Origin of the sequence: Pseudomonas helvetica (assembly GCF_039908645.1) — a bacterium.
Taxonomy (GTDB): domain Bacteria; phylum Pseudomonadota; class Gammaproteobacteria; order Pseudomonadales; family Pseudomonadaceae; genus Aquipseudomonas; species Aquipseudomonas helvetica.
Window position 1 is genome coordinate 1,467,319 of sequence record NZ_CP150917.1, and the last position, 22,694, is coordinate 1,490,012.

Consider the following 22,694-nt stretch of genomic DNA (forward strand, 5'->3'; position numbering starts at 1 on the left):
CTTCGCCCGAGCGCGGACCGGCCGACGGGGGCAAGCCCCCTCGCCACAAAAGCCCTGCTGGGCTGCGTTATCCCTAGAACATCGGCCGAGCCGAGGCCACCGCCACCAGCAGCAACCCCAGCAATAGATTGATCCCCACCAAGCGCCGAATCTTGCCCAGCATCGCCGCACCCGTCGGCCAATCCTCGGCCAGCACCGCTTTACGCAATTCCGGCAGATTCAGCGCCTGAATGCGGATAAACAGCGCGGTCATCACCAGATACAACCCCATCATGATCTGCACGTAACGCGGCGCGGTTTCAAAACCGCTGAAGCGCAGATGAATCAGCCCGACGCCACTGATCGGCAAGATCACCACCGCGACCCAGACCCAGACAAAAAAACCTTGAAACACTTCTACCCACAGTTTTAGTCGCGCAGGCCCTTCCAGTGCCTTCATGGCGGCGGGGCGCAGGACCATCCAGGCGAAAAACATGCCGCCGACCCAGATCAGGGCCGCCAGTACATGCAGGGTATAAATGAGGGCGAAAGGTGTCATTGGGGTACTCCGTTCTGCGCGGGATTAATTAGCGGGGTATGATAGCCGCCGATCCGAACCACTGAAAATTTATCCAGCGTTTTTTGCGCCCGACAATCCATGATCAGCACAGAACTCAAAACCACGATCCAGGGCGCCTACTCGCGTTTTCTCGAAGCCAAGAGCCTCAAGCCGCGTTACGGCCAGCGCCTGATGATCGCCGAAATTGCCAAGGTCCTCGGTGACATCGACACCGACGACGAAGGCCGGCGCAGTGGCGACCCCGCGATTGTCGCGGTGGAAGCCGGCACCGGTACCGGGAAAACCGTGGCCTACAGCCTGGCGGCGATTCCGACTGCCAAGGCTGCCGGTAAACGCCTGGTGATCGCTACCGCGACCGTCGCCCTGCAGGAACAGATCGTCTACAAGGACCTGCCGGACCTGATGCGTAACAGCGGGCTGAACTTCAGCTTTGCGCTGGCCAAGGGCCGTGGCCGCTACATGTGCCTGTCCAAGCTCGACATGTTGTTGCAGGAAGGTCACGCGCAAACCGCTACCGCGCAGCTGTTCGAAGAAGAAGGCTTCAAGATCGAGGTCGATGAAGCCAGTCAGAAGCTGTTTACCAGCATGATCGAAAAGCTTGCCGGCAATAAATGGGACGGTGACCGCGACAGTTGGTCCACCGCCCTTGAAGATGCGGACTGGGCGCGCCTGACCACCGATCACAGTCAGTGCACCAACCGTCATTGCCCCAACTTTGGTCAGTGCGCCTTCTACAAGGCCCGCGAAGGCATGGGCAAGGTTGACGTGATTGTCACCAACCACGACATGGTCCTCGCTGACCTGGCGTTGGGCGGTGGTGCCGTGTTGCCCGACCCGCGCGACACCATCTACGTGTTCGACGAAGGCCATCACCTGCCGGACAAGGCGATCGGCCACTTCGCCCATTACACGCGTTTGCGTTCCACCGCCGACTGGCTGGAAACGACCGCCAAGAACCTCACCAAATTGCTGGCCCAGCACCCGTTGCCGGGCGATCTGGGCAAGCTGATCGAACAAGTGCCGGAGCTGGCCCGAGAGATCAAGACCCAGCAGCAGTTCATGTTTACTGCCTGCGAACAGGTTGCCGAATTCAAGCCCGGCGAAGACGTCGAGGGCCGTGAACGGCCACGTCATCGTTTCGTCGGCGGGGTGATTCCCGAGCATATGCGCGAGATGGGCGTCGAGCTGAAGAAAGGCTTCGCACGCCTGACCGATGTCTTTACCCGGCTCACCGAGCTGCTCAAGGAAGGCATGGATGGCGAGGTCAATATCGGCATCGCCAGCAATCAGGCCGAAGAATGGTATCCGCTGTTTGGTAGCCTGCTGTCCCGTTCCCAGGGCAACTGGGAGCTGTGGACCGCATTCACCGCCGAAGACCCGGAAGACAACCCGCCGATGGCGCGCTGGCTGACCCTGGCCGAAAGCGGTTCGCTGTTCGATATCGAGGTCAACGCCAGCCCGATCCTGGCGGCGGAAATGCTCCGACGCAACCTGTGGAATGTGGCTTACGGTGCGCTGGTGACCTCGGCCACCTTGACCGCACTGGGCACCTTCGACCGTTTCCGCATGCGCGCCGGTCTGCCGAAAAAGGCCGTGACGGCGGTGGTGCCGAGCCCGTTCCATCACGCTGACGCAGGCGTGCTGCGGGTGCCGGATCTGCGCGCCGACCCACGGGACGCGGCCGCGCACACCGCGGCGATCATTCGTGACCTGCCGGAACTGGTCGAAGGCTCGCGCGGCACGCTGGTGCTGTTCTCTTCGCGCAAACAGATGCAGGACGTGTTCGACGGCCTGGACCGCGACTGGCGCAAGCAAGTGTTCATTCAAGGCAACCTGTCGAAGCAGGAAACCCTGAACAAGCACAAGGCGCGGGTCGATGGCGGTGACTCCAGCGTGCTGTTCGGCCTGGCGAGTTTCGCCGAGGGTGTCGACTTGCCGGGTGCTTACTGCGAGCACGTGGTGATCGCCAAAATCCCGTTCTCGGTCCCGGACGATCCGGTCGAAGCCGCGCTGGCCGAATGGATTGAAGCCCGAGGTGGTAATCCGTTCATGGAAATCTCGGTGCCCGACGCCTCGCTCAAGCTGGTTCAGGCTTGCGGGCGCCTGCTGCGCACCGAAGAAGACCGCGGCACCATCACTTTGCTTGACCGGCGTCTGGTCACGCAACGCTACGGCAAAGCTATCCTCAACGCGCTGCCGCCGTTTCGCCGCGAAATATCTTGAGACACGGTGGGCGAAATCGCCCACTTCGTTGTCTATCCCCCCACTACCGATTCCACACAGGCCGTTCACTGGTCGTTAGGGAGAACCTGGTTCATATGATTCGCCGTTCGTTACCCGCTGTTTTTGCCCTGATGTTCGCTGCGCCACTGCTGGCGGCTCCGGCCGGACAACAGACGCTGTTCAACTTTGTCCGGCCCGCCGATGTGGTCCAGGTGGCGACCCAGGACGCCAGCCTGCCGCAGTCCAACGCAGAGCAAACGGCCGAAGGTGAAGTGCTGCGCCGGGTGACCTTCAACCCGGCGGCTCAACCGAACCTGCGTCTGACTCCGCAAAGCGGCGCCTGGGACTGGTCGCAGTCTGGTGTCATGAGCTTGCGTATCCAGAGTGCAATGAACTGGCCTGTAACGCTCTACGTGAAAATCCAGAGTAACGACGGCAAGACCTTGGTCAGCCGCATCGATTTGCCGGCCGGGCCTGCGCAAACCTTGCTGGTTCCGCTGACACCGAGTTCGCCACTGAGCCAGGGCCTGAAAGCCGGGCCGCCGATGCCGATCACTGTCGAAGGCCAGCGCGTATTGCTGACCAGCAGCACGGGTGAACTGGATCGCAGCCAGGTGGTGTCGGTGACGCTGTCGATGGATCAGCCAAAAGTCGCCCAGAGCATCATGCTTGAGCGCTTTGGCGTGCAGGACGGCGAGTCGGTGGTCAAGGCCGCCTACGGTTCGTTAGTGGACGCTTATGGTCAGTCCACGCGAGCGAAATGGCCGGAAAAAGTCACCAGCGACGAGCAACTCAAAGCGGCGGCAAACAAAGAACAACAGCAACTGAAAACCTGGCTGGCCGAGCGTAAACGCTCGTCCCTGGACACGTTCGGTGGCTGGAGCAAAGGCCCGGCGTTCAAGGCCAGTGGCTTCTTCCGCACTGAAAAGCGTGACGGTCGCTGGTATCTGGTGACCCCGGAAGGTCACCCGTTCTATTCCCTGGGAGTCAATACAGTCACCGCCGATACCAGCCAGACCTACGTCGCCGGGCGCGAAGCCATGTTCGAGTCGTTGCCCGCTAACGACGAGCCATTGGCCAGCCATTACGGTGAAGGCGACAACCGCAATGGCAATGGTGCCGATCAGGGACGTGGGTTCAATGCCGGTCGCTGGTATGACTTCTACGGTGCCAACCTGCAGCGCACTTATGGCCAACCGTGTGCGGTGACGAGTGAAACCAAGGCTGATGAAGCCAAAGCCGAAGAAGCCAAGGCCGACACCGCCACAACCCCGTGCACCTCCCACACGTTCGACGAAAAACGCTGGACCGGCCATACACTCGACCGTCTGCAAGCCTGGGGTTTCAACACCATCGGCGACTGGAGCGCCCCGGCGCTGGGCTTGAATGACCGTGTGCCGTACACCTTGCCGCTGTCCATCGTTGGCGATTACGCCAGCATCAGCACCGGCACCGACTGGTGGGGCGGCATGCCCGACCCGTTCGACCCGCGTTTCGCCATGGCCACCGAGCGTGCCGTGGCCATTGCTGCACGCGATCACCGTGACGACCCATGGCTTATCGGTTACTTCGCCGATAACGAACTGGCCTGGGCCGGTCCCGGCGATGACCCGAAGGCCCGTTATGCCTTGGCGTACGGTACTTTGAAAATGACCACCGACGTGCCGGCCAAACGGGCGTTCCTCAAGCAACTGCGGGACAAATACCGTAACCAGGCGGGCTTGTCGAAAGCCTGGGGCATTGATTTGCCGGCCTGGGAATTGATGGAAGACCCGGGGTTCGTGCCGCCGCTGCCAAGTGCGGAACACCCGGAAATCGAAGCCGACTTCAAATATTTCCAGAAAGTTTTCGCCGACACCTATTTCAAGACCATCGCCGATTCGCTGAAATGGCACGCACCCAACCACCTGCTGCTTGGTGGTCGGTTTGCCACCAGCACACCTGAGGCTGTCGAGTCTTGCGCGCAGTACTGCGACGTCCTGAGCTTCAACATGTACACGCTCAAACCTCAGGACGGTTATGACTTCGCCAAACTACAGGCGTTGGACAAACCGGTGCTGATCACCGAGTTCAACTTCGGTTCGCGTGATCGCGGTCCGTTCTGGGGCGGAGTAACGGAGCTGGCGAAGGAAGAAGACCGTGGGCCGGCCTACGCCAATTTCGTCAAGCAAGCGGTGAGTGAACCGTCGATTGTCGGCGTGCATTGGTTCCAGTACCTCGATCAACCGGTGAGCGGTCGCCTGCTGGACGGTGAAAACGGCCATTTCGGTCTGGTCGGGATCACCGATCTGCCGTTCCAGGGCTTTGTCGAAAGTGTGCGCAAGGCCAACTTGCAGGCCGTCGATCAGCTCGGCAAAGAAGCCGAGAAGGCCAAGGCTGCGGCCGATAAAGCCGACAGGGCCGGTCATGAAGACACAGTTGGGAAGAAAGGCCGCGCCAGCAAGGGTGCAGGGCAGGGCGCTGGCCATGCAGGTGGGCATTCCGCCAATGGTCATTAAAGCCTGCGATCTTTTGATCTTTTGATCGCTGACCTATTAACGATTACGGCAACCGCCGAGCCCGCCCCTGTTCCCAAATCGCTCAAGGGCTGGAACAATGCAGGTCATTGTGTCGAAACGTTTTTTCGGAGAGTTACGGGTGCTGATTCAGGGTCATTACGAGCTTAAATTTGAAGCGGTGCGTGAAGCTTTCGCGGCACTCTTCGACGATCCCCAGGAACGCGGCGCGGCACTGTGCATACAAATTGGCGGTGAAACCGTCGTCGACCTTTGGGCCGGTACTGCCGACAAGGATGGTCACGAGGCTTGGCACAGCGACACCATTGCCAACCTGTTCTCCTGCACCAAGACCTTTGCTGCAGTGACTGCCCTGCAACTGGTCGCCGAAGGCAAGTTGCAGCTCGATATTCCGGTCGCCAGGTATTGGCCGGAATTCGCCGCTGCCGGCAAGGAGGCGATCACCTTGCGTCAGTTGCTCTGCCATCAGGCCGGTCTGCCGGCCTTGCGCGAGTTGCTACCCCCTGAAGCACTCTATAACTGGCAAACCATGGTCGACGCGCTGGCCGCCGAAGCCCCTTGGTGGACGCCCGGTGAAGGCCATGGTTATGCGGCGATCACTTATGGCTGGCTGGTCGGGGAACTGCTGCGACGCGCCGATGGCCGTGGTCCGGGCGAGTCGATCGTGGCACGTGTTGCGCGACCGCTGGGGCTGGATTTTCATGTCGGCCTGGCGGATGAAGAGTTTCATCGCGTGGCGCACATCGCGCGTGGCAAGGGCAATGTCGGCGATGCGGCGGCGCAGCGTTTGCTGCAAGTGACGATGCGTGAGCCGAAGGCCATGACCACTCTGGCGTTTACCAACCCGCCATCGATCATGACCAGTACCAACAAGCCGGAGTGGCGTCGTATGCAACAACCGGCAGCGAATGGCCACGGCAATGCCCGCAGCCTGGCCGGATTCTATAGCGGTCTGCTCGATGGCAGCCTGCTGGAAAGCGAGATGCTCCAGGAACTGACTCGCGAGCACAGCCTGGGCGAAGACAAGACTTTACTGACCCGGACCCGTTTTGGTCTGGGTTGTATGCTCGATCAACCGGACGTACCCAACGCGACCTTTGGCCTCGGCCCTCGAGCGTTTGGTCATCCGGGTGCTGGTGGCTCCATCGGTTTCGCTGACCCGGAACATGATGTGGCCTTCGGTTTTGTGACCAATACCCTTGGGCCATATGTGTTGATGGACCCTCGTGCGCAGAAGCTTGTGCGGGTTTTAGCCGCCTGTCTGTAAAGGGTAGCTTCAAGGCATTTTTTTGAAAAAAACTTGCCCAATGGTCGCAGGACGGAACCCTGTGGCTTCTATAGTTTCAAAGCGTCTGTTTTATACGGGTCGTAGCGGCCCACAGCTTCTTATCTCATTTTGTGGATATCCCCATGTCACTGAACAAATCTCTAGCCTTGGCACTGTGTCTCAGCATTACCGGTTGCGCGCAAACCCCACAAAATGATGCAGACGGGGCCCACTGGTGGTCATTCGGTTCCGGTTCGGACAAAGCCGCTGCCAAACCGGACGCGAAGGCCGCTGAAGACGCTGCAGCCGCGAAGGCCAAATCGACTGCAAGTGCTGCCGCGCCAACCACCCCGGCTGCAGTTCCAGGTTCTTCAGCTGCCGCAGCAGCCAAGGCCGATAGCGAAAGCAAATGGTGGTGGCCGTTCGGCGACCAGCCAAAAGCCATCACCAAGGCCGACATCAAAGATGTGCCGATGCCTGATCCGAAAATCACCCAGGCCTGGCTGGACAGCTACGAGCCACGCTTGCGGTCTGCGGTCCAGGACGGCCATATGCAGGTTGAACGTCGTGAGAATGTGCTGGTGGTCGTAGTGCCAGTGGATGACTCTTTCAACCCGAAACGTCCAGCCATGCTGCTGCCGTCGTCCCTGGGGCAGTTCACCAAGATCGCCAAGCTGGTTGAGCCCGATACCCAGGCTGCCGTCCTGGTACTTGGCCACGGCGACGCTGTGGGCACAACTTCCGACGCTCAACAACTGAGCAAGGACCGTGCGACTTCCGTTGCGTCGATCTTCAGCCTCAGTGGCTTGAAGCGTGATCGTCTGATGTTGCGTGGCATGGGCAGCTTGATGCCGCGCGCCGCCAATGACAGCGCCCAGGGCCGTGCCTTGAACCGTCGCGTGGAAATCATGCTGACCCAGCGCACCACCATGCTGGCATTGCTGAACAAATACAGCCAGCCGACCCCACCACCGGTGGAAATGGTTGCAGCGCAGCCCGTCAAGCCCGCAGCACCAGCCGTGGCCACGAAAAAAGCAACGTCGAAGAAGAAAGGCGCTGTCTCGAAAAAGGCTCCGGCGAAGAAAGCTCCGGCCAAAAAACAGCCGGCCAAGAAGCCAGCAGCTGCAGCCAAAGCGGATACAGCGGCAAAAAGCACCAGCGGCCAGTAATCGGCCAGCAACTGACTGATCAAGCACAAGGAAAACGCTATGCCCCGGACTTTGGCTGATATGCGTCGTGACTACACTCGCGATGGTTTGACCGAGGCTCAGGCCCCGGCCGAGCCATTCGCGCTGTTTCATCAGTGGTTTGCCGAGGCGGTAAATACCGAGCAACCTCCGGTCGAGGCGAATGCCATGACCCTGGCCACGGTTGATCAGGACGGTCGCCCGCATTGCCGAATCCTGTTGCTCAAGGGGCTTGATGATCAGGGGTTTACCTTCTTCACCAACTACGACAGTGCCAAGGGGCAGCAGCTGGCGGGCAATCCGTTTGCTGCCATGACCTTCTTCTGGCCGACCCTGGAGCGCCAGGTGCGTATCGAGGGTCGAGTGGTGAAGGTCACGCCGCAGGAGTCCGATGCCTATTTCCAGGTACGGCCGCTGGGCAGTCGCCTGGGGGCCTGGGCGTCTCCGCAGAGTCAGGTGATTGCCGATCGTGCCGAGCTGGAAGGGCTGCTCAAAGTCACTGAACAGCGCTTCAGCGATAGCCAGCCGCATTGCCCGGAACATTGGGGCGGCTATCGTTTGTTGCCAGAACGCATCGAGTTCTGGCAGGGTCGGGCGAGTCGTTTGCATGACCGTCTGAACTATCGTCTGCAAGGCGCGGACTGGAGTCGCGAGCGCCTGGCACCGTAAACCGGCTACACAGTGGGGTAGGTGGCAGCCGCCGCCTCCAGCCACTGTGGCAGGTCCCGACGTTTGATATTCTGCTGCCGGGCAATAGCCAATTGTTGCAGCATGAACGCCTTTTTCCGCTCGTCATTGCCGGCAAGTGCCAGCGCCAGATCACGGTCCATCCAGCGTTTGATCCGCACGTACAGCCACCAATGGAAGTACAGTCCGGCAACGGTGGTGGCGACAATGATGAAGTAATCCATGGAAATCCTTGGTGCAATGGCGCAGATTCTGGAATTTGGCGCTACTGTGTGATGAGTTCTCAAGTGCGACTGTACTGCACCTGAATGAAACCAATTTTATCCGGGCAGTGCCGTGACAGGCGTCAAGCTGCGGAGTTTAATGAATACCTGTCCTTTGGAGTTGATGCTATGCGTAAGTCTGTTTTGCTGGTTGCTTCTTTTTCTACGATGGCGATGCTGCTCACCGGTTGCCAATCGAGCCTGACCGGTGACTCCTACTCCCGTGACGAAGCACGTCGGGTGCAGACGATCCGTATGGGTACTATCGAGTCCCTGCGTCCGGTGAAAATCGAAGGCACCAAAACCCCGATCGGCAGCGTAGCCGGTGCGGCCGTTGGCGGCGTTGCCGGCAGCTCCGTGGGTGGTGGCAAAGGCAGCATCGTCGCTGCGGTGATCGGCGCTGTGGCTGGCGGTCTGGCGGGTTCTGCCATCGAAGAAGGCGCGACCCGTACCCAAGGCGTGGAAATCACCGTTCGCGAAGACGACGGCAGCATGCGCGCCTACGTTCAGGAAGTTCAGCCAAACGAAGTATTCCGCGTTGGTGAACGCGTGCGTATCTCCACCGTCGGTGGCACCAGCCGCGTTTCGCACTAAGTTTTACGCGGTTAAAACAAAACCCCGATCAGGTAACTGGTCGGGGTTTTGTGTTTTTGGCTGATTGTTTTGTTAGACCACTACAGCACACCTCGGCTGTGTGAACTCAGTAATAAATCCGGCTATTCAGGGCGCTCTATTGATGCTCTTGCGACTGGCTGCTGCGGTCACCGCATAACCGATCAATGCGGCGAGGATCGACCCAGTGAGAATGCCCATGCGGTCCATGCCGGCGTATTCGCTGCTGCCCGGCACAAAGGCCAGGGAACCGACAAACAGACTCATGGTGAAACCGATACCGCAGAGGATTGCCACGCCGAGTACCTGGCCCCAATTGGCGCCAGCGGGGAGGGCTGCGATGCCTATCTTCACGGCGAGCCAGGTCAGGCCGAAGACGCCAACGGTCTTGCCCAGCAGCAAACCGGCAGCAATGCCCATCGGTACGTGGTGGGTGAAGCTCTCAAGGTTAACGCCAGCCAGTGAAACACCGGCATTGGCGAAAGCGAACAACGGCAGGATACCGAAGGCCACCCAAGGGTGCAGCGCGTGCTCCAGGCTCAGCAACGGTGACGGTTCAGCGTTTTTGGTGCGTAGCGGAATGCAGAACGCCAGGGTCACACCGGCCAGCGTGGCGTGGACACCGCTCTTGAGTACACACACCCATAGAATCAGGCCAATGATCATGTAGGGGCCGAGCTTGACCACGCCTAGCCGATTCATCGCCACCAGCGCCACCAGACAGGCTGCGGCCAGCATCAACGACAGCGTCGACAATGCGCCGGAGTAGAAGATCGCGATGACGATGATTGCACCCAGGTCATCAATGATCGCCAGGGTCATCAAAAACAGTTTCAGCGAGACCGGCACACGCTTGCCCAGCAAGGCGAGCACGCCGAGGGCGAAGGCGATATCAGTGGCCATCGGGATCGCCCAACCACCCAGGGCTGGCGGGTTGTCTTTGTTGAGGAACCAGTAGATCAGCGCCGGCACGACCATGCCGCCGATGGCCGCTGCGCCCGGCAGGACGATCTGCGACGGTTTGGACAGATGGCCTTCAAGGATTTCGCGTTTGACCTCAAGGCCGATCAACAGGAAGAACATCGCCATCAGGCCGTCGTTGATCCATAACAACAGTGGCTTGGCGATTTTCAGGGCGCCGATCTGGGCGACCACGGGAGTGTCCAGCAGGCCGTTGTAGAGCCAGGACAGCGGTGAGTTGTTGATGATCAGGGCAAGAGCTGCAGCGGCAATCAATAACAGACCGCTGGCAGCTTCCAACTGAAAGAAACGCGTGAAAGTGCTACGCAGAGGCAAGGTCGCTCTCCATCTATCGATTCAAAAGGTGGACCACCCTAACCCGTACGGTTAGTTGTTAAAACAAAAGTTATATTCTTTTTTGTTATATGCCGTTACAACGATGTCTCCCGGGCCCGGCCTGAGCCTAGCAGTTGGTTGGCGTATTGGGCCTCAGCTGTACCTGTGCGTTATGCGGGTTTTTTCCTAAGCTTGTTGATTGAGCCTTTCGACAAGGTCAATCCATTGCCTGTTGTCACCGCCAGGTTTTCCTACGCCTATTCGATTCAATGAGAAAAAGACCATGAGCGACAACCGTCAGTGGGCTCGCGAAGCCATCCGGATCATCGAAGCCGACTTCCAGCGCAGCGCCGATACGCACCTGATCCCTTTGCCACTGCCGGGATTGCCGGGCATCGAGTTGTATTTCAAGGATGAGTCCAGTCATCCCACCGGTAGCCTCAAGCATCGGTTGGCGCGCTCACTGTTCCTTTATGCGCTGTGTAACGGCTGGCTCAAGCCGGGAGCACCGGTGATCGAGGCGTCCAGCGGTTCGACGGCGATCTCCGAGGCGTATTTCGCGCGCTTGCTCGGTTTGCCGTTCATTGCAGTGATGCCGGCCACGACCTCCCGGGAAAAAATTGCGCAAATCGAGTTCTACGGTGGCAAAAGCCATCTGGTGCAGGATCCGACACAGATCTACGCCGAGTCCGAGCGCTTGGCCCGGGAACACGACGGCCATTTCATCGACCAGTTCACCTATGCCGAGCGTGCCACTGACTGGCGAGCCAACAACAACATTGCCGAGTCGATCTTTCAGCAGATGCGTTTCGAACGTCATCCTGAACCGAGCTGGCTGATTTCCAGCCCTGGCACCGGCGGTACGACGGCCACTCTGGGGCGCTACGTGCGTTATCGCCAGCATTGCACCCGCGTGTTGTGTGCCGATGCCGAGCGTTCGGTGTTCTTCGAGTACTACCAGACCGGCGACGCGAGCTTGCGTCTGGATTGCGGTTCGCGGATCGAAGGCATTGGCCGGCCGCGGGTCGAGGCGTCGTTCTTGCCTAAGGTCATCGATGCGATGGTCAAGGTGCCGGATGCGTTGTCGCTGGCGGCCATGCATTATTTGGCGCAGCGTCTGGGCCGGCATGTGGGAGGCTCGAGCGGGACCAACCTGATCGGCGCCTTGATGGCGGGGCAGCAGATGGTGGCAGCGGGGGAGAGTGGCTCGATCGTGGCGATTCTGTGTGATGGCGGCGAACGTTACGCGACCACCTATTACGATCAGGACTGGCTGAAGGCTCAGGGGTATGAGCTGAGTGGACTGATCGCGGCCGTTGTGGGCAGTGCCGAGCGCGGTGAGCCGCTGCCGACCAGCGTGTTGCGCGCCGGTATCTAAAACCAGGCACTGTCCCCGTAGGAGCAAGGCTTGCCTGCGATGAACGATAATGCGGTCTTACGGGAAGACCGCGTCAACTTCATCGCGGGCAAGCCTTGCTCCTACAGGGTTTCGGTCAGGCCTCGATGCCGAGAATATCCCGCGCCACCGCTTCGGCAATGCGAATACCATCGACACCCGCCGACAGGATCCCACCGGCATAACCGGCGCCTTCACCGGCCGGGAACAGGCCTTTGACGTTCAGGCTCTGCATCGACTCGTTACGGGTGATCCGCAGCGGCGAAGAGGTGCGGGTTTCAATCCCGGTCAGCACCGCGTCGTGCAGCGAGTAGCCGCGAATCTGCTTCTCGAAGGCCGGCAAGGCTTCACGAATGGCGTCGATGGCAAACGCCGGCAACGCCAGCGCCAGATCGCCCAGTGCAACCCCGGGTTTGTAGGAGGGTTCGACGCTGCCCAGCGCCGTCGACGGCTTGCCTGCGATGAAATCGCCGACCAGTTGCGCCGGTGCTTCGTAGTTGCTGCCACCCAGCACAAAGGCGTGGGACTCCAGACGCTCCTGCAACTCGATCCCGGCCAATGGGCCGCCCGGATAGTCGACTTCCGGGGTGATGCCCACAACAATCCCGGAGTTCGCGTTACGTTCGTTACGCGAATACTGGCTCATGCCGTTGGTCACCACGCGATTCGGCTCGGAAGTCGCCGCCACCACGGTGCCGCCCGGGCACATGCAGAAGCTGTAGACCGAACGACCGTTCTTGGCGTGGTGCACCAGTTTGTAGTCGGCGGCACCGAGTTTCGGGTGACCGGCGTATTTGCCCAGGCGCGCGCTGTCGATCAGCGATTGCGGGTGTTCGATACGGAAACCTACCGAAAACGGCTTGGCTTCCATGAACACGCCACGACCGTGGAGCATGCGGAAGGTGTCACGGGCGCTGTGGCCGAGGGCAAGAATCACGTGTTTCGAGTGGATCTGTTCACCGCTGGCGAGCTCGATACCGGTCAACTGGCCGTCTTCGATCAGCACGTCAGTGACTTTTTGCTGGAAGCGTACTTCACCGCCCAGCGCGCGAATCTGCTCACGCATGTTTTCGACGACGCCCGTCAGACGGAACGTACCGATGTGCGGTTTGCTGACGTAGAGGATCTCTTCCGGTGCGCCGGCCTTGACGAATTCGTGCAGGACTTTGCGGCCATGGTGCTTGGGATCCTTGATCTGGCTGTACAGCTTGCCGTCAGAGAATGTCCCCGCGCCGCCTTCACCGAATTGCACGTTGGACTCGGGATTCAGCACGCTTTTGCGCCACAGACCCCAGGTGTCCTTGGTGCGCTGACGCACTTCTGTGCCGCGCTCAAGAATGATCGGCTTGAAGCCCATCTGCGCCAGCAGCAGCCCGGCGAAAATCCCGCACGGGCCGAAACCGACCACGATCGGCCGTTGGCTCAGATCCTGCGGAGCCTGGCCAACGACCTTGTAGCTGACATCCGGCGCCGCATTGACGTTACGGTCATCGGCGAATTTGTGCAGCAATTTCGCCTCATCGCGCACGCTAAGGTCGATGGTGTAGATGAAGCACAGTTCGGAAGATTTTTTGCGCGCGTCGTAGCTGCGCTTGAACAAGGTGAAATCGAGCAGGTCATCACTGGCGATGCCCAGGCGCTGCACGATGGCTGGCCGCAGGTCTTCTTCGGGATGGTCGATCGGCAACTTGAGTTCGGTGATTCGTAACATGACGGGGTCCGGTTCGCGGGGGCGCACAACTGCGCCAAAGGCGTTTCACAAACCGGCGATTATAAGCCTCAACGGCCCGTTCCGGTGAGGCTAAAACAGCATCCTGTCGAATCAGTCGTTACGCGAGCCGCCGAAATACGCGCAGCCACGTTGTACCTGGCCGTTGACCCGCAACTCGGCGCTCATGAATTGAACGCTGCCACGGGTGCTGTCGACGCAGCGTTGTGGTGCGATCCAGAGTTCAACGTGCTGGTCATTGGCTTCGCTACTGAGGCTGAAACGCCCGTCACCGAGTTGTTCTTCCAGAAACGGCAAGGCCAACGCTGGCTGGCCGGCGCGCTCGATCACCATGCCCTTGGTGTTGACCTTGACGTTCCAGTCGGGCGTAGTGCCGCTGGCACGCAGGATCAGCCGCTGGAAGTTGGGGTCTTCACAGGCCGCGCTCGAGCGTTCGACGCGGTATAGCTGCTGCACGTCGAACTGGGCACCTGCATCAGCTGATTTGCCAGTGGCAACCCGGCCGCGCACGTCAGCGAAAATCTTGTGCTGCGCGCCCGCCAGCGTTGCAGCTTCCTGCAGGATGCTGGTGCTGCCGGTGTCATTGACGACATATAGCTTGTTTTCCTGGCACGGCTGAAACATCAGCTTGCCGTTGGCCATGCTGAGTTCGCCCTGCATGCGGGACAGGCCCGCCATGGACGGTTTCTCAGGCTGGCTCTGCAGCAACTGGCAACCGGCGAATACAGGAAGCAGGGCGACAAACATCAGGGAACGGGCAGCACGCATCGTTGGGTCTCCAGACAAGTGCCGCCACGTTACTCAGGCTGACCGCTCATCACAACCCTGCAGTGCACCTGCCCTCCTGTAAAACGCCTTGCTCTCAGCCGACGTTGTAGATCTGGCCAGTCTGCAGGCCTTCCACACTTTTCGCGTAGGCCAGCGCCACATCGGCGGCTGGGACCGGTTTGAATCCGCGGAAGTACGGTGCGTAGCTGCCCATGGCTTCAACCAGTACGTTAGGGCTGACCGAGTTGATCCGCAGACCGCGTGGCAACTCTATCGCTGCCGCACGGACGAAACTGTCCAGGGCACCGTTGACCATCGACGCCGAGCTGCCGGTACGAATCGGATCGTGGCTGAGAATGCCGGTGGTGAAGGTGAATGACGCACCGTCGTTGGCGAAATCCCGGCCGATCAACAGCAGATTGACCTGGCCCATCAGCTTGTCTCGCAAGCCCAGTTCGAAGTCTTTTTCAGTCATGTTCGCCAGCGGTACGAAGTTGACGCTGCCGGCGGCGCAGATCAGTGCATCGAATTTGCCGGTCTGTTCGAACAGCTTGTGGATCGAGGCGCTGTCACTGATATCGACCTGGAAGTCACCACTCTTGCGACCGATACGAATGATTTTGTGGCGCTGGGACAGTTCCCGGTCAATGGCCGAGCCGACAGTGCCGGAGGCTCCAATCAAAAGAATTTTCATCGTGCGAATCCTCAAGTGGGTGAATGTGGTTTCAGTTTAGTGTGGTTTTTTTTATTGATAAGCGTGCTAATGGGCAACCTTTGGTTTTCAAATGGAAACAATCCATGAGCGAAATGGATGATCTGGCGGCGTTTGCAGTGTTGATCGAGGCCGGCAGTTTCACGCTGGCAGCGCAGCAACTGGGGTGTAGCAAGGGGCAGTTGTCCAAGCGCATCAGTCAGCTGGAAACACGTTTCAGCGTAGTGCTGTTGCAGCGAACCACACGGCGTTTGAGCCTGACGGCGGCCGGTGCGGCGTTGTTGCCGCAAGCGCAGGCGCTGGTGATTCAGGTAGAGCGGGCGCGACAAGCCCTGGCACGCTTGAAGGACGATATGGCAGGGCCGATTCGGATGACGGTCCCGGTGTCGCTGGGGGAGACTTTTTTCGATGGGTTGCTGCTGGAGTTTTCCCGAGAGTACCCCGACGTGCAGATCGAACTTGAGCTGAACAACAGTTACCGCGACTTGTCACGGGATGGCTTCGATCTGGCGATTCGTTCAGAGGTGGCCAACGACGAGCGAATGGTCGCCAAACCACTGTTGGCCTGGCACGAGATGACCTGCGCCAGCCCGGCTTATCTTGAGCAGTTTGGTGAGCCGCAGACGCCAGCGGACCTGGCCGATCATCGTTGCCTGCTCAACAGCCATTACAGCGGCCGGGAAGAGTGGTTGTATCACCAGCAACATGAACTGTTGCGGGTGCGGGTCTCGGGGCCGTTCGCCAGCAACCACTACAACCTGCTGAAGAAGGCTGCGCTCGCTCATGCGGGGATCGCGCGCCTGCCTTCTTACTTGCTCCAGGCTGAATTGGCCGATGGCCGTTTGCGCTGGCTGCTGCGCGACTATCAGACCCGCAGCATGCCGATGTATCTGGTGCATCCGTATCAGGGCGGCTTGCCCAAGCGCACGCAAGTATTGGCCGACTACCTGATGAGGTGGTTCAAGCGCAGCGGCGAAGCGCTGGATCGGTTGTAACCGCTGCTACAAGGGCTTAGCGTTTGGCGGCGTAACGTTTGGCGATCAGGTGATCGATCGATAGCATGCCCGGACCTCTGGCCATCAGGTACAGCAAAACGGCCGCCCAGGTGCCGTGAGTCGGGTAGGCGTCCGGGTAGACAAAGGTCTGAATGGTCAGCGTCATCCCCAGTAGCGCCAGGGCCGAAAAACGTGTAGCGAAGCCGACGAGGATCAGCATCGGGAAGAAATGCTCGGCGAAGGCCGCCATGTGCGCCGCCAGTTCCGGGGACAGCAGCGGCACATGGTATTCGCTTTGGAACAACGGAATGGTCGAGTCCGCGAGGCGCGGAATACCGAGCTGGAAGGTGCCGTCGAGCAGGTCGATGGCCAGGCCCTCGACCTTGGTTTGCCCGGACTTCCAGAACACCGCGGCAATGGAGAAACGTGCAACGAAGGCGATCAGGCTGTGGGGGATTTTCTCGAACAGTTCGATGATCCGTTCGATCAAGTGGGTGATTGCGTTCGGGTGTTCGGTGCGGGTGTTCATGGCGATACCTTGTCGTGTTGCAAGTGGATGATGGCGTTGTGGCCGATCAGCAGCGCCAGGCACTGACTCGGGTCGAACGCCGGTGCGGCGTTCAGGGCATCGGCGACCGCTTGCCCCAGAGGGTGGTTGTTTTGCAGGCTGTGGATGAAGGTCGCAGTGCCGACATCGATCGCAAAGACCTCGACCTCCAGGCCATTGCGCAGCACCAGTGCGTTTTGCGGGTGATACGGCTCAAGGTTCCGGGGCGGTATGTCAGTCTGGTGGGCAGCCCATAGCGCAACGGTGGCGTACGGCGAACTCAGCGTGAACGTTGAGGGATGCAGATGAATATGTAGCTGTGCGAGCGCTTCGGGAGCAGCCAGCGCAGCAGCAATCCGTGCAGGCTCGACGGCATTGGCATCCGCTGCGTGATAGGCCATTACCCGCAAGCGTTCCAGGCGCGCAACATCTGCGAGGTACGGCACTGAAGCGGCCGGCGCAAAGTGCTCGATGAAACTGGCGAAGTCACTGCCGTAGTCGTTGATCAGCGCACTGGTCGGTGGGAAGTCCCGCACATAAAATCGGGCCATGGCCCGGAAGAACTCATCACCGACCAACTGTGAAACCACCGGATAGCTGTCGGTCAAGGCGTTGATCAACGAGCTCTGCACGTTGTTGCGGTACACCGCGAAGCGGCTCTCCGGGTCTGCGCCGTTGGCGCTGAACAAACCGTCAGGGCAGGGCCGTCGAGGATCAAGCAGGGCAGCGGCGAAATCGGCTTGAGTGCTCATCGGCGAATCCCGGTGCAACCCAGCAATTCATCGGCTTGACGGGCCTCGGCGAGCAGCACGGAAAATGCCGGCACCTGATTGTCGCGCTCAATCAGCGTGGCCACCGGCCCGACGCGCTCAAGAACTTGCGTATACAGCGTCCACACAGCGTTATCGATGGGGGCACCGTGATCGTCGATCAGCAGGCGATCGCCGAGGCTGTCAGTGTCTTCGGCAAATCCGGCCAGATGGATCTCGCCCACGGCATGCAACGGCAGTGCGTCGATGTAGGCCAAGGGATCGCGCTGATGATTGATGCAAGAGACGTAGACGTTGTTCACATCCAGCAGCAAGCCGCAGCCGGTGCGGCGAATGACTTCAGAGATGAAGCTGGTTTCTTCCATGCTGGAGCGCTGGAACTGCAAGTAAGTCGCCGGGTTTTCCAGCAGCATGGGGCGTTTCAGATGCTGCTGGACCTGGTCGATATGCTCGCAGACACGCTGCAGTGTCGACTCGTTATAGGCCAATGGAAGCAGGTCATTGAGAAACACCGGGCCGTGGCTCGACCAGGCCAGGTGTTCGGAAAAGGATTGGGGTTGATAGCGTTCGATCAGTTTGGCGAGCCGGGCAAGGTGCTCGGAGTTCAGCGGGCCTTCGCCGCCGATCGATAGACCGACGCCATGCAGCGACAGCGGATACTGCTCGCGGATCAAACCCAGGTAATGATGAAACGGGCCGCCGGCCACCATATAGTTTTCGGCGTGGACTTCGAAGAAACCGATGTCCGGGCGAGTATCGAGTACTGCGCCAAAGTGCTCGGTCTTGAGCCCCAGCCCCGCGCGGGGCGGGAGCTCGGACGCCAATGCCTGAGTGTGAGGATGTACGTTGTGCAGCGCTGAAGTGGTCATCATCAACACTCAGGCAGAGGAGGGATTACGACTTGGCTTTGTAGGCGGCCATTTGACCGAAGCCGGTCGGTGAGGTCGGGCTGGCGGTCTTCTCGCAAGTGCCTTTTGGCACCAGTTTGAAGTGGTTGCTCTCGAAGTCGATTTTCGAGGTGCCCGCGCAGGTAGTGCCTGCACCTGCGGCGCAATCGTTCTTGCCTTTCATAGCGACGCCAAAGCATTTTTCCATGTCAGTGGCTGCGGCGTGGGCAGTGGTCGGCAGAGCCGCGATGCTCAGGGCGGAACCCAAGGCCAGGGCGAGGGCGGCGGCGGACAGGGTGCGAGTGGTAGCAGTCATGGTGTTTCTCCAAACGAGGGGTGGGTTCAAGTAAGCGTTGGTGCTTGCTTACCCCTCTAGAGAAAGGTCATTCGAGTTCGTTACAGCGCGTGTGAAAAAACTTTTGTACACGACACAATCCTGTAGGAGCACGGCTTGCCGGCGATGGTGCCCGGGAGAACGCCATCGCCGGTAAGCCGTGCTCCTACAAGGCAAAAAAAAACGGCCCGCAGGCCGTTTTTTTTTGCAGCAGTGCTTAGCCGCCCAGGTAGGCGTCGCGCACTTTAGGGTCGCTCAGCAGGGCTGCACCGGTGCCTTGCATCACTACCCGGCCGTTTTCCAGCACATAGGCACGGTCGGCAACCTTCAACGCCTGGTTAGCATTCTGTTCAACCAGGAACACCGTCACACCATCCTTGCGCAGCTGTTCGATGATGTCGAAGATCTGCTGGATGATGATCGGCGCCAATCCCAGCGACGGCTCGTCGAGCAGCAGCAGCTTGGGTTTGCTCATCAGCGCCCGACCGATGGCAAGCATCTGCTGCTCACCACCCGACATGGTGCCGCCGCGCTGGTTGAAGCGTTCCTTGAGTCGCGGGAACAACCCCAGGACCTTGTCCATTTGCTCCTGGTAATCGCCTTTCTCGGTGAAGAAACCGCCCATGGCGAGGTTTTCTTCCACGGTCAGACGGGCAAACACCCGACGACCTTCCGGGACCACGGCGATGCTTTTACGCATGATTCGCGCGGAGTCCTGGCCGACCAGTTCTTCGCCCATGTAGCGAATGCTGCCGCTATGGGCTTGCGGCGAACCGCACAGGGTCATCAGCAGGGTGGATTTGCCGGCGCCGTTGGCCCCGATCAGCGTGACGATCTCGCCCTGACGGACTTCGACGTTGACGCCGTGCAGGGCCTGGATCTTGCCGTAGAAGGTGGAAACGTTTTCGAACTGCAGCATTTACGCTTCCCCCAGGTAGGCTTTGATCACTTCAGGATTGTCGCGGATCTGTTCCGGCGTGCCGTTGGCCAGAGGCGTGCCCTGGTTGATCACGAAAATGTGGTCGGAGATGCTCATGACCAGTTTCATGTCGTGTTCGATCAATAGCACGGTGACGTTATGCTCTTCACGCAGGGTGCCGATCAGCGCCTTGAGGTCGTCGGTTTCCCGCGGGTTGAGGCCGGCGGCCGGTTCGTCGAGCATCAGGATGCTTGGACGGGTCATCATGCAACGGGCGATTTCCAGGCGGCGCTGCTGACCGTAGGCCAGGGTACCGGCCGGACGGTTGGCAAACTCCTTGAGGTTGACCTTGTCGAGCCAGAACTCGGCGTATTCCATGGCCTCGCGTTCGCTGCGGCGAAACGCCGGGGTCTTGAACAGACCGGCCAGGAAGTTGGTGTTCAGGTGCCGGTGCTGAGCGATCAGCAGGTTTTCCACGGCGGTCATTTCCTTGAACAACCGCACGTTCTGGAACGTCCGCACCACGCCTTTACCGGCGATCTTGTGGCCGGGCAGGCCTTCGATCGCTTCACCGTTGAGCTGGATAGTGCCAGCAGTGGGCTTGTAGAAACCGGTCAGGCAGTTGAACACGGTGGTCTTGCCGGCGCCGTTAGGGCCGATCATCGATACCACCTGTTTCTCTTTCACGCTCAGGGCAACGCTATTGACCGCCAGCAAGCCGCCAAAGCGCATGCTCAGGCCTTCTACTTTCAGGATCTCTCTGCTCATTTACGCAGCTCCATGTGAGGACGTTGCATGGGCAGCAGACCTTGAGGACGCCAGATCATCATCAGCACCATCAAGGCGCCGAACATCAACATGCGGTATTCGCTGAAGTCACGCATCAGCTCGGGCAACAGGATCATCACGACGGCCGCGAGGACCACGCCCAGTTGCGAGCCCATGCCGCCCAGCACCACGATGGCGAGGATGGTGGCCGACTCGATGAAGGTGAACGACTCCGGAGTTACCAGTCCTTGACGTGCGGCGAAGAAGCTACCGGCAAAACCGGCGAAGCAGGCACCCAGGGTGAAGGCCGACAGCTTGATCACGGTCGGGTTCAGGCCCAGGGCCCGGCAGGCGATTTCGTCTTCACGCAACGCTTCCCAGGCACGGCCGATCGGCATGCGCAGCAGACGGTTGATCACGAATAGCGCGAACAGCGCCAGCAGCAGCGCGACCAGGTAGAGGAAAACCACCTTGCTGACCGGGTTGTACGTCAGGCCGAAGAACTCGTGGAAGGTCTGCATGCCTTCGGCGGCCGTTCTCTCGAAGCTCAGGCCGAACAGCGACGGTTTGGGAATGTTGCTGATGCCGTTCGGTCCGCCCGTGAGGCCCGTCAGGTTACGCAGGAACAGACGGATGATCTCACCGAAGCCCAGGGTCACGATCGCCAGATAGTCACCGCGCAAACGCAGCACCGGGAAGCCCAGCAAGAAGCCGAAGGTTGCCGCCATCAAGCCGGCGATGGGCAGGCAGATCCAGAAGCTCAGGCCGTAGTAGTGCGACAGCAGCGCATAGCTGTAGGCGCCCACGGCGTAGAAACCGACGTAGCCCAGGTCGAGCAGACCTGCCAGACCGACCACGATGTTCAGGCCCAGACCGAGCAGCACATAGATCAGAATCAGTGTGGCGATATCCACCGCACCGCGCGAGCCGAAGAACGGCCAGACCAGAGCGATGACGATCAACCCCATGATGACCCAGCGCTGGGTGCTGGGCAGGGTCAGGAAATTGCTCGCACTGGCCGGGATCAATTTACCTTTGGGCACGGAGCGCATGGCCGCCGTGTATTCGCGGTCGAACAGCACGCGCAGGAACATCAACACCGAGCAGGCGGCGATGATCAGCAGCGTGGAGGTCGTGGCACCCTGTACTTCGAGGTTGATGCCGGCGATGGACAGTTTCAGGCCGAGTACCGGGTACGCCACAGCCCAAACCAATAGCGCGCTGAAAAGCGCCTGTCTAAGATTCCTGATCATACTTTCTCAACCTCCGGACGGCCCAACAGGCCGGTTGGCCGGAATAACAACACCAGAACCAGAAGGCCGAAAGCCACCACGTCCTTGTACTGGTCACCGAATATATCGGCGCCGAATGCTTCGGCCACCCCCAGCACCAGACCACCGAGCATGGCGCCCGGAATGCTCCCGATGCCGCCCAGAACCGCCGCGGTAAAGGCCTTGAGGCCCACCAGGAATCCGGCGTTCGGGTTGATCACGCCGTACTGCATGCTCAGCAGTACAGCCGCCACGGCCGCCAGGGCAGCACCGATGACGAAGGTCAGGGCGATGATGTTGTTGGTGTTGATGCCCAGCAGGTTGGCCATCCTGATGTCTTCGGCACAGGCCCGGCAGGCACGTCCCAGACGTGAACGCGAAATGAACGTGGTCAGGCAGAGCATCACCACCAGGGTCACTACGAATACCAGGATCTGCATGTAGGAGATCAGTACTTCCTGTGCCCCGCCTGGACCAAAGCTGAAGCTGCCCGGAATCAGGTTGGGGATCGATTTGTCCTTGGAGTCCTGCGAGAGCAGTACGGTGTTTTGCAGGAAGATCGACATGCCGATGGCCGAGATCAGCGGGATCAGGCGGTTACTGCCCCGCAGAGGGCGGTAGGCGATCCGTTCGATACTGTAGCCGTAGGCACTGGTGACAACGATGGTCGCCAGGAATGCGGCGGTCATCAACAACGGTAGAGAATGGATACCCAGCATGGCCAGTCCGGCAAGGACGATGAAGGCCACGTAGGAACCGATCATGTAGACCTCGCCGTGGGCGAAGTTGATCATTCCAATGATGCCGTAAACCATCGTATAGCCGATGGCGATCAGGGCATACGTGCTGCCAATGGTCAGACCATTAACCAGCTGTTGGAAAAAGTGATAGATCTCAGGCATTACTGCGCTCCTAAAAACCTGATACGCATTTCACTGGTGGAGTCATTTTCCCGCTCAGGCCCCGTGGATCTGCATCCACTTCGAAC

Annotated in this window: 22 protein-coding genes; 8 read left to right on the forward strand and 14 right to left on the reverse strand. The window is 59.8% G+C overall.

All coding sequences use genetic code 11. From position 1 onward, the window contains the following. Positions 1 to 73 precede the first annotated feature (73 nt). A complete protein-coding gene (locus AABM55_RS06630; RefSeq protein ID WP_054596000.1) occupies positions 74 to 538 on the reverse strand; it encodes a CopD family protein in 465 nt (154 codons plus the stop codon). Between the two features lie 99 nt (positions 539 to 637). Between AABM55_RS06630 and dinG the strand changes: the two genes are divergently transcribed. The 5 genes from dinG to pdxH all read left to right on the forward strand — a co-directional run bounded on the left by dinG (position 638) and on the right by pdxH (position 8,421). Next, positions 638 to 2,782, forward strand: a complete 2,145-nt coding sequence (gene dinG / locus AABM55_RS06635; RefSeq protein WP_019692164.1) for an ATP-dependent DNA helicase DinG — start codon at positions 638 to 640, stop codon at positions 2,780 to 2,782. A gap of 95 nt (positions 2,783 to 2,877) precedes the next feature. Next, positions 2,878 to 5,280, forward strand: a complete 2,403-nt coding sequence (locus AABM55_RS06640) for a beta-galactosidase (protein WP_347929129.1) — start codon at positions 2,878 to 2,880, stop codon at positions 5,278 to 5,280. 139 nt (positions 5,281 to 5,419) lie between these two features. After that, positions 5,420 to 6,565 carry a serine hydrolase domain-containing protein gene (locus tag AABM55_RS06645; protein ID WP_054598257.1) on the forward strand — a complete coding sequence of 382 codons (1,146 nt, stop codon included), beginning with the start codon at positions 5,420 to 5,422 and terminating at the stop codon, positions 6,563 to 6,565. A 143-nt stretch (positions 6,566 to 6,708) separates the two neighbouring features. Continuing rightward, positions 6,709 to 7,734, forward strand: coding sequence for an OmpA family protein (locus AABM55_RS06650; protein ID WP_054596002.1), 1,026 nt, complete (start codon positions 6,709 to 6,711; stop codon positions 7,732 to 7,734). Positions 7,735 to 7,773: 39 nt separating this feature from the next. After that, on the forward strand, positions 7,774 to 8,421 hold the full coding sequence (gene pdxH / locus AABM55_RS06655) for a pyridoxamine 5'-phosphate oxidase (RefSeq protein WP_054596003.1): 648 nt from the start codon (positions 7,774 to 7,776) through the stop codon (positions 8,419 to 8,421). A 5-nt stretch (positions 8,422 to 8,426) separates the two neighbouring features. Here the strand turns inward: pdxH and AABM55_RS06660 are convergent, their stop codons facing one another. Continuing rightward, complete coding sequence (locus AABM55_RS06660; RefSeq protein ID WP_054596004.1) at positions 8,427 to 8,663, reverse strand: hypothetical protein; 237 nt, start codon at positions 8,661 to 8,663, stop codon at positions 8,427 to 8,429. A 168-nt stretch (positions 8,664 to 8,831) separates the two neighbouring features. On the opposite strand from AABM55_RS06660, the gene AABM55_RS06665 reads away from it, so the two are divergent. Further along, entirely contained in the window at positions 8,832 to 9,296 is a 465-nt protein-coding gene (locus AABM55_RS06665; RefSeq protein ID WP_054596005.1) for a glycine zipper 2TM domain-containing protein, read from the forward strand. A 126-nt stretch (positions 9,297 to 9,422) separates the two neighbouring features. On the opposite strand, the gene nhaA is transcribed toward AABM55_RS06665, so the two are convergent. Then, positions 9,423 to 10,610: a Na+/H+ antiporter NhaA gene (nhaA, locus tag AABM55_RS06670; protein WP_347929130.1), complete on the reverse strand. Its 1,188-nt coding sequence runs from the start codon at positions 10,608 to 10,610 to the stop codon at positions 9,423 to 9,425. 283 nt (positions 10,611 to 10,893) lie between these two features. On the opposite strand from nhaA, the gene AABM55_RS06675 reads away from it, so the two are divergent. Next, on the forward strand, positions 10,894 to 11,988 hold the full coding sequence (locus tag AABM55_RS06675; protein ID WP_054596007.1) for a PLP-dependent cysteine synthase family protein: 1,095 nt from the start codon (positions 10,894 to 10,896) through the stop codon (positions 11,986 to 11,988). A 115-nt stretch (positions 11,989 to 12,103) separates the two neighbouring features. Here AABM55_RS06675 and AABM55_RS06680 read toward each other — a convergent pair whose 3' ends face one another. From AABM55_RS06680 to AABM55_RS06690, 3 genes are all read right to left on the reverse strand, one after another. Further along, positions 12,104 to 13,717 (reverse strand): NAD(P)/FAD-dependent oxidoreductase, encoded by a 1,614-nt coding sequence (locus AABM55_RS06680; protein ID WP_103315449.1) that lies wholly within the window; start codon positions 13,715 to 13,717, stop codon positions 12,104 to 12,106. A 111-nt stretch (positions 13,718 to 13,828) separates the two neighbouring features. Beyond that, the gene (locus AABM55_RS06685; RefSeq protein WP_103315448.1) at positions 13,829 to 14,503 is read right to left on the reverse strand and encodes a COG3650 family protein; all 675 of its coding nucleotides are present in this window, start codon (positions 14,501 to 14,503) and stop codon (positions 13,829 to 13,831) included. Positions 14,504 to 14,597: 94 nt separating this feature from the next. Then, on the reverse strand, positions 14,598 to 15,197 hold the full coding sequence (locus AABM55_RS06690) for a short chain dehydrogenase (RefSeq protein WP_054596010.1): 600 nt from the start codon (positions 15,195 to 15,197) through the stop codon (positions 14,598 to 14,600). A gap of 104 nt (positions 15,198 to 15,301) precedes the next feature. Between AABM55_RS06690 and AABM55_RS06695 the strand changes: the two genes are divergently transcribed. Further along, the gene (locus AABM55_RS06695) at positions 15,302 to 16,210 is read left to right on the forward strand and encodes a LysR family transcriptional regulator (protein WP_054596011.1); all 909 of its coding nucleotides are present in this window, start codon (positions 15,302 to 15,304) and stop codon (positions 16,208 to 16,210) included. A 16-nt stretch (positions 16,211 to 16,226) separates the two neighbouring features. Here the strand turns inward: AABM55_RS06695 and AABM55_RS06700 are convergent, their stop codons facing one another. The 8 genes from AABM55_RS06700 to livH all read right to left on the reverse strand — a co-directional run bounded on the left by AABM55_RS06700 (position 16,227) and on the right by livH (position 22,608). Next, complete coding sequence (locus tag AABM55_RS06700) at positions 16,227 to 16,739, reverse strand: DoxX family protein (RefSeq protein ID WP_347929131.1); 513 nt, start codon at positions 16,737 to 16,739, stop codon at positions 16,227 to 16,229. Then, positions 16,736 to 17,509 (reverse strand): DNA-binding domain-containing protein, encoded by a 774-nt coding sequence (locus AABM55_RS06705; protein WP_347929132.1) that lies wholly within the window; start codon positions 17,507 to 17,509, stop codon positions 16,736 to 16,738. The genes AABM55_RS06700 and AABM55_RS06705 overlap by 4 nt, the downstream gene beginning before the upstream one ends. Continuing rightward, positions 17,506 to 18,396, reverse strand: a complete 891-nt coding sequence (locus AABM55_RS06710) for a DUF692 domain-containing protein (RefSeq protein ID WP_347930000.1) — start codon at positions 18,394 to 18,396, stop codon at positions 17,506 to 17,508. The genes AABM55_RS06705 and AABM55_RS06710 overlap by 4 nt, the downstream gene beginning before the upstream one ends. A gap of 25 nt (positions 18,397 to 18,421) precedes the next feature. Further along, positions 18,422 to 18,730, reverse strand: coding sequence for a DUF2282 domain-containing protein (locus AABM55_RS06715; protein WP_054596015.1), 309 nt, complete (start codon positions 18,728 to 18,730; stop codon positions 18,422 to 18,424). A gap of 235 nt (positions 18,731 to 18,965) precedes the next feature. Next, on the reverse strand, positions 18,966 to 19,667 hold the full coding sequence (locus AABM55_RS06720) for an ABC transporter ATP-binding protein (RefSeq protein ID WP_054596016.1): 702 nt from the start codon (positions 19,665 to 19,667) through the stop codon (positions 18,966 to 18,968). After that, positions 19,668 to 20,435, reverse strand: coding sequence for a high-affinity branched-chain amino acid ABC transporter ATP-binding protein LivG (livG, locus tag AABM55_RS06725; RefSeq protein WP_054596017.1), 768 nt, complete (start codon positions 20,433 to 20,435; stop codon positions 19,668 to 19,670). After that, the gene (locus AABM55_RS06730) at positions 20,432 to 21,688 is read right to left on the reverse strand and encodes a high-affinity branched-chain amino acid ABC transporter permease LivM (protein ID WP_054596018.1); all 1,257 of its coding nucleotides are present in this window, start codon (positions 21,686 to 21,688) and stop codon (positions 20,432 to 20,434) included. Before AABM55_RS06730 ends, livG begins: the two co-directional genes overlap by 4 nt. Further along, positions 21,685 to 22,608 carry a high-affinity branched-chain amino acid ABC transporter permease LivH gene (gene livH, locus AABM55_RS06735; protein WP_019692183.1) on the reverse strand — a complete coding sequence of 308 codons (924 nt, stop codon included), beginning with the start codon at positions 22,606 to 22,608 and terminating at the stop codon, positions 21,685 to 21,687. Before livH ends, AABM55_RS06730 begins: the two co-directional genes overlap by 4 nt. Positions 22,609 to 22,694: the final 86 nt, after the last annotated feature.

Bases quoted from the DNA above. Each gene is read 5' to 3' on its own strand.
- AABM55_RS06630 (WP_054596000.1), bottom strand. From the start codon at position 538: ATGACACCTTTCGCCCTCATTTATACCCTGCATGTACTGGCGGCCCTG.
- dinG (WP_019692164.1), top strand. From the start codon at position 638: ATGATCAGCACAGAACTCAAAACCACGATCCAGGGCGCCTACTCGCGT.
- AABM55_RS06640 (WP_347929129.1), top strand. From the start codon at position 2,878: ATGATTCGCCGTTCGTTACCCGCTGTTTTTGCCCTGATGTTCGCTGCG.
- AABM55_RS06650 (WP_054596002.1), top strand. From the start codon at position 6,709: ATGTCACTGAACAAATCTCTAGCCTTGGCACTGTGTCTCAGCATTACC.
- pdxH (WP_054596003.1), top strand. From the start codon at position 7,774: ATGCCCCGGACTTTGGCTGATATGCGTCGTGACTACACTCGCGATGGT.
- AABM55_RS06660 (WP_054596004.1), bottom strand. From the start codon at position 8,663: ATGGATTACTTCATCATTGTCGCCACCACCGTTGCCGGACTGTACTTC.
- AABM55_RS06665 (WP_054596005.1), top strand. From the start codon at position 8,832: ATGCGTAAGTCTGTTTTGCTGGTTGCTTCTTTTTCTACGATGGCGATG.
- AABM55_RS06675 (WP_054596007.1), top strand. From the start codon at position 10,894: ATGAGCGACAACCGTCAGTGGGCTCGCGAAGCCATCCGGATCATCGAA.
- AABM55_RS06680 (WP_103315449.1), bottom strand. From the start codon at position 13,717: ATGTTACGAATCACCGAACTCAAGTTGCCGATCGACCATCCCGAAGAA.
- AABM55_RS06685 (WP_103315448.1), bottom strand. From the start codon at position 14,503: ATGCGTGCTGCCCGTTCCCTGATGTTTGTCGCCCTGCTTCCTGTATTC.
- AABM55_RS06690 (WP_054596010.1), bottom strand. From the start codon at position 15,197: ATGAAAATTCTTTTGATTGGAGCCTCCGGCACTGTCGGCTCGGCCATT.
- AABM55_RS06695 (WP_054596011.1), top strand. From the start codon at position 15,302: ATGAGCGAAATGGATGATCTGGCGGCGTTTGCAGTGTTGATCGAGGCC.
- AABM55_RS06700 (WP_347929131.1), bottom strand. From the start codon at position 16,739: ATGAACACCCGCACCGAACACCCGAACGCAATCACCCACTTGATCGAA.
- AABM55_RS06705 (WP_347929132.1), bottom strand. From the start codon at position 17,509: ATGAGCACTCAAGCCGATTTCGCCGCTGCCCTGCTTGATCCTCGACGG.
- AABM55_RS06710 (WP_347930000.1), bottom strand. From the start codon at position 18,396: ATGACCACTTCAGCGCTGCACAACGTACATCCTCACACTCAGGCATTG.
- AABM55_RS06715 (WP_054596015.1), bottom strand. From the start codon at position 18,730: ATGACTGCTACCACTCGCACCCTGTCCGCCGCCGCCCTCGCCCTGGCC.
- AABM55_RS06720 (WP_054596016.1), bottom strand. From the start codon at position 19,667: ATGCTGCAGTTCGAAAACGTTTCCACCTTCTACGGCAAGATCCAGGCC.
- livG (WP_054596017.1), bottom strand. From the start codon at position 20,435: ATGAGCAGAGAGATCCTGAAAGTAGAAGGCCTGAGCATGCGCTTTGGC.
- AABM55_RS06730 (WP_054596018.1), bottom strand. From the start codon at position 21,688: ATGATCAGGAATCTTAGACAGGCGCTTTTCAGCGCGCTATTGGTTTGG.
- livH (WP_019692183.1), bottom strand. From the start codon at position 22,608: ATGCCTGAGATCTATCACTTTTTCCAACAGCTGGTTAATGGTCTGACC.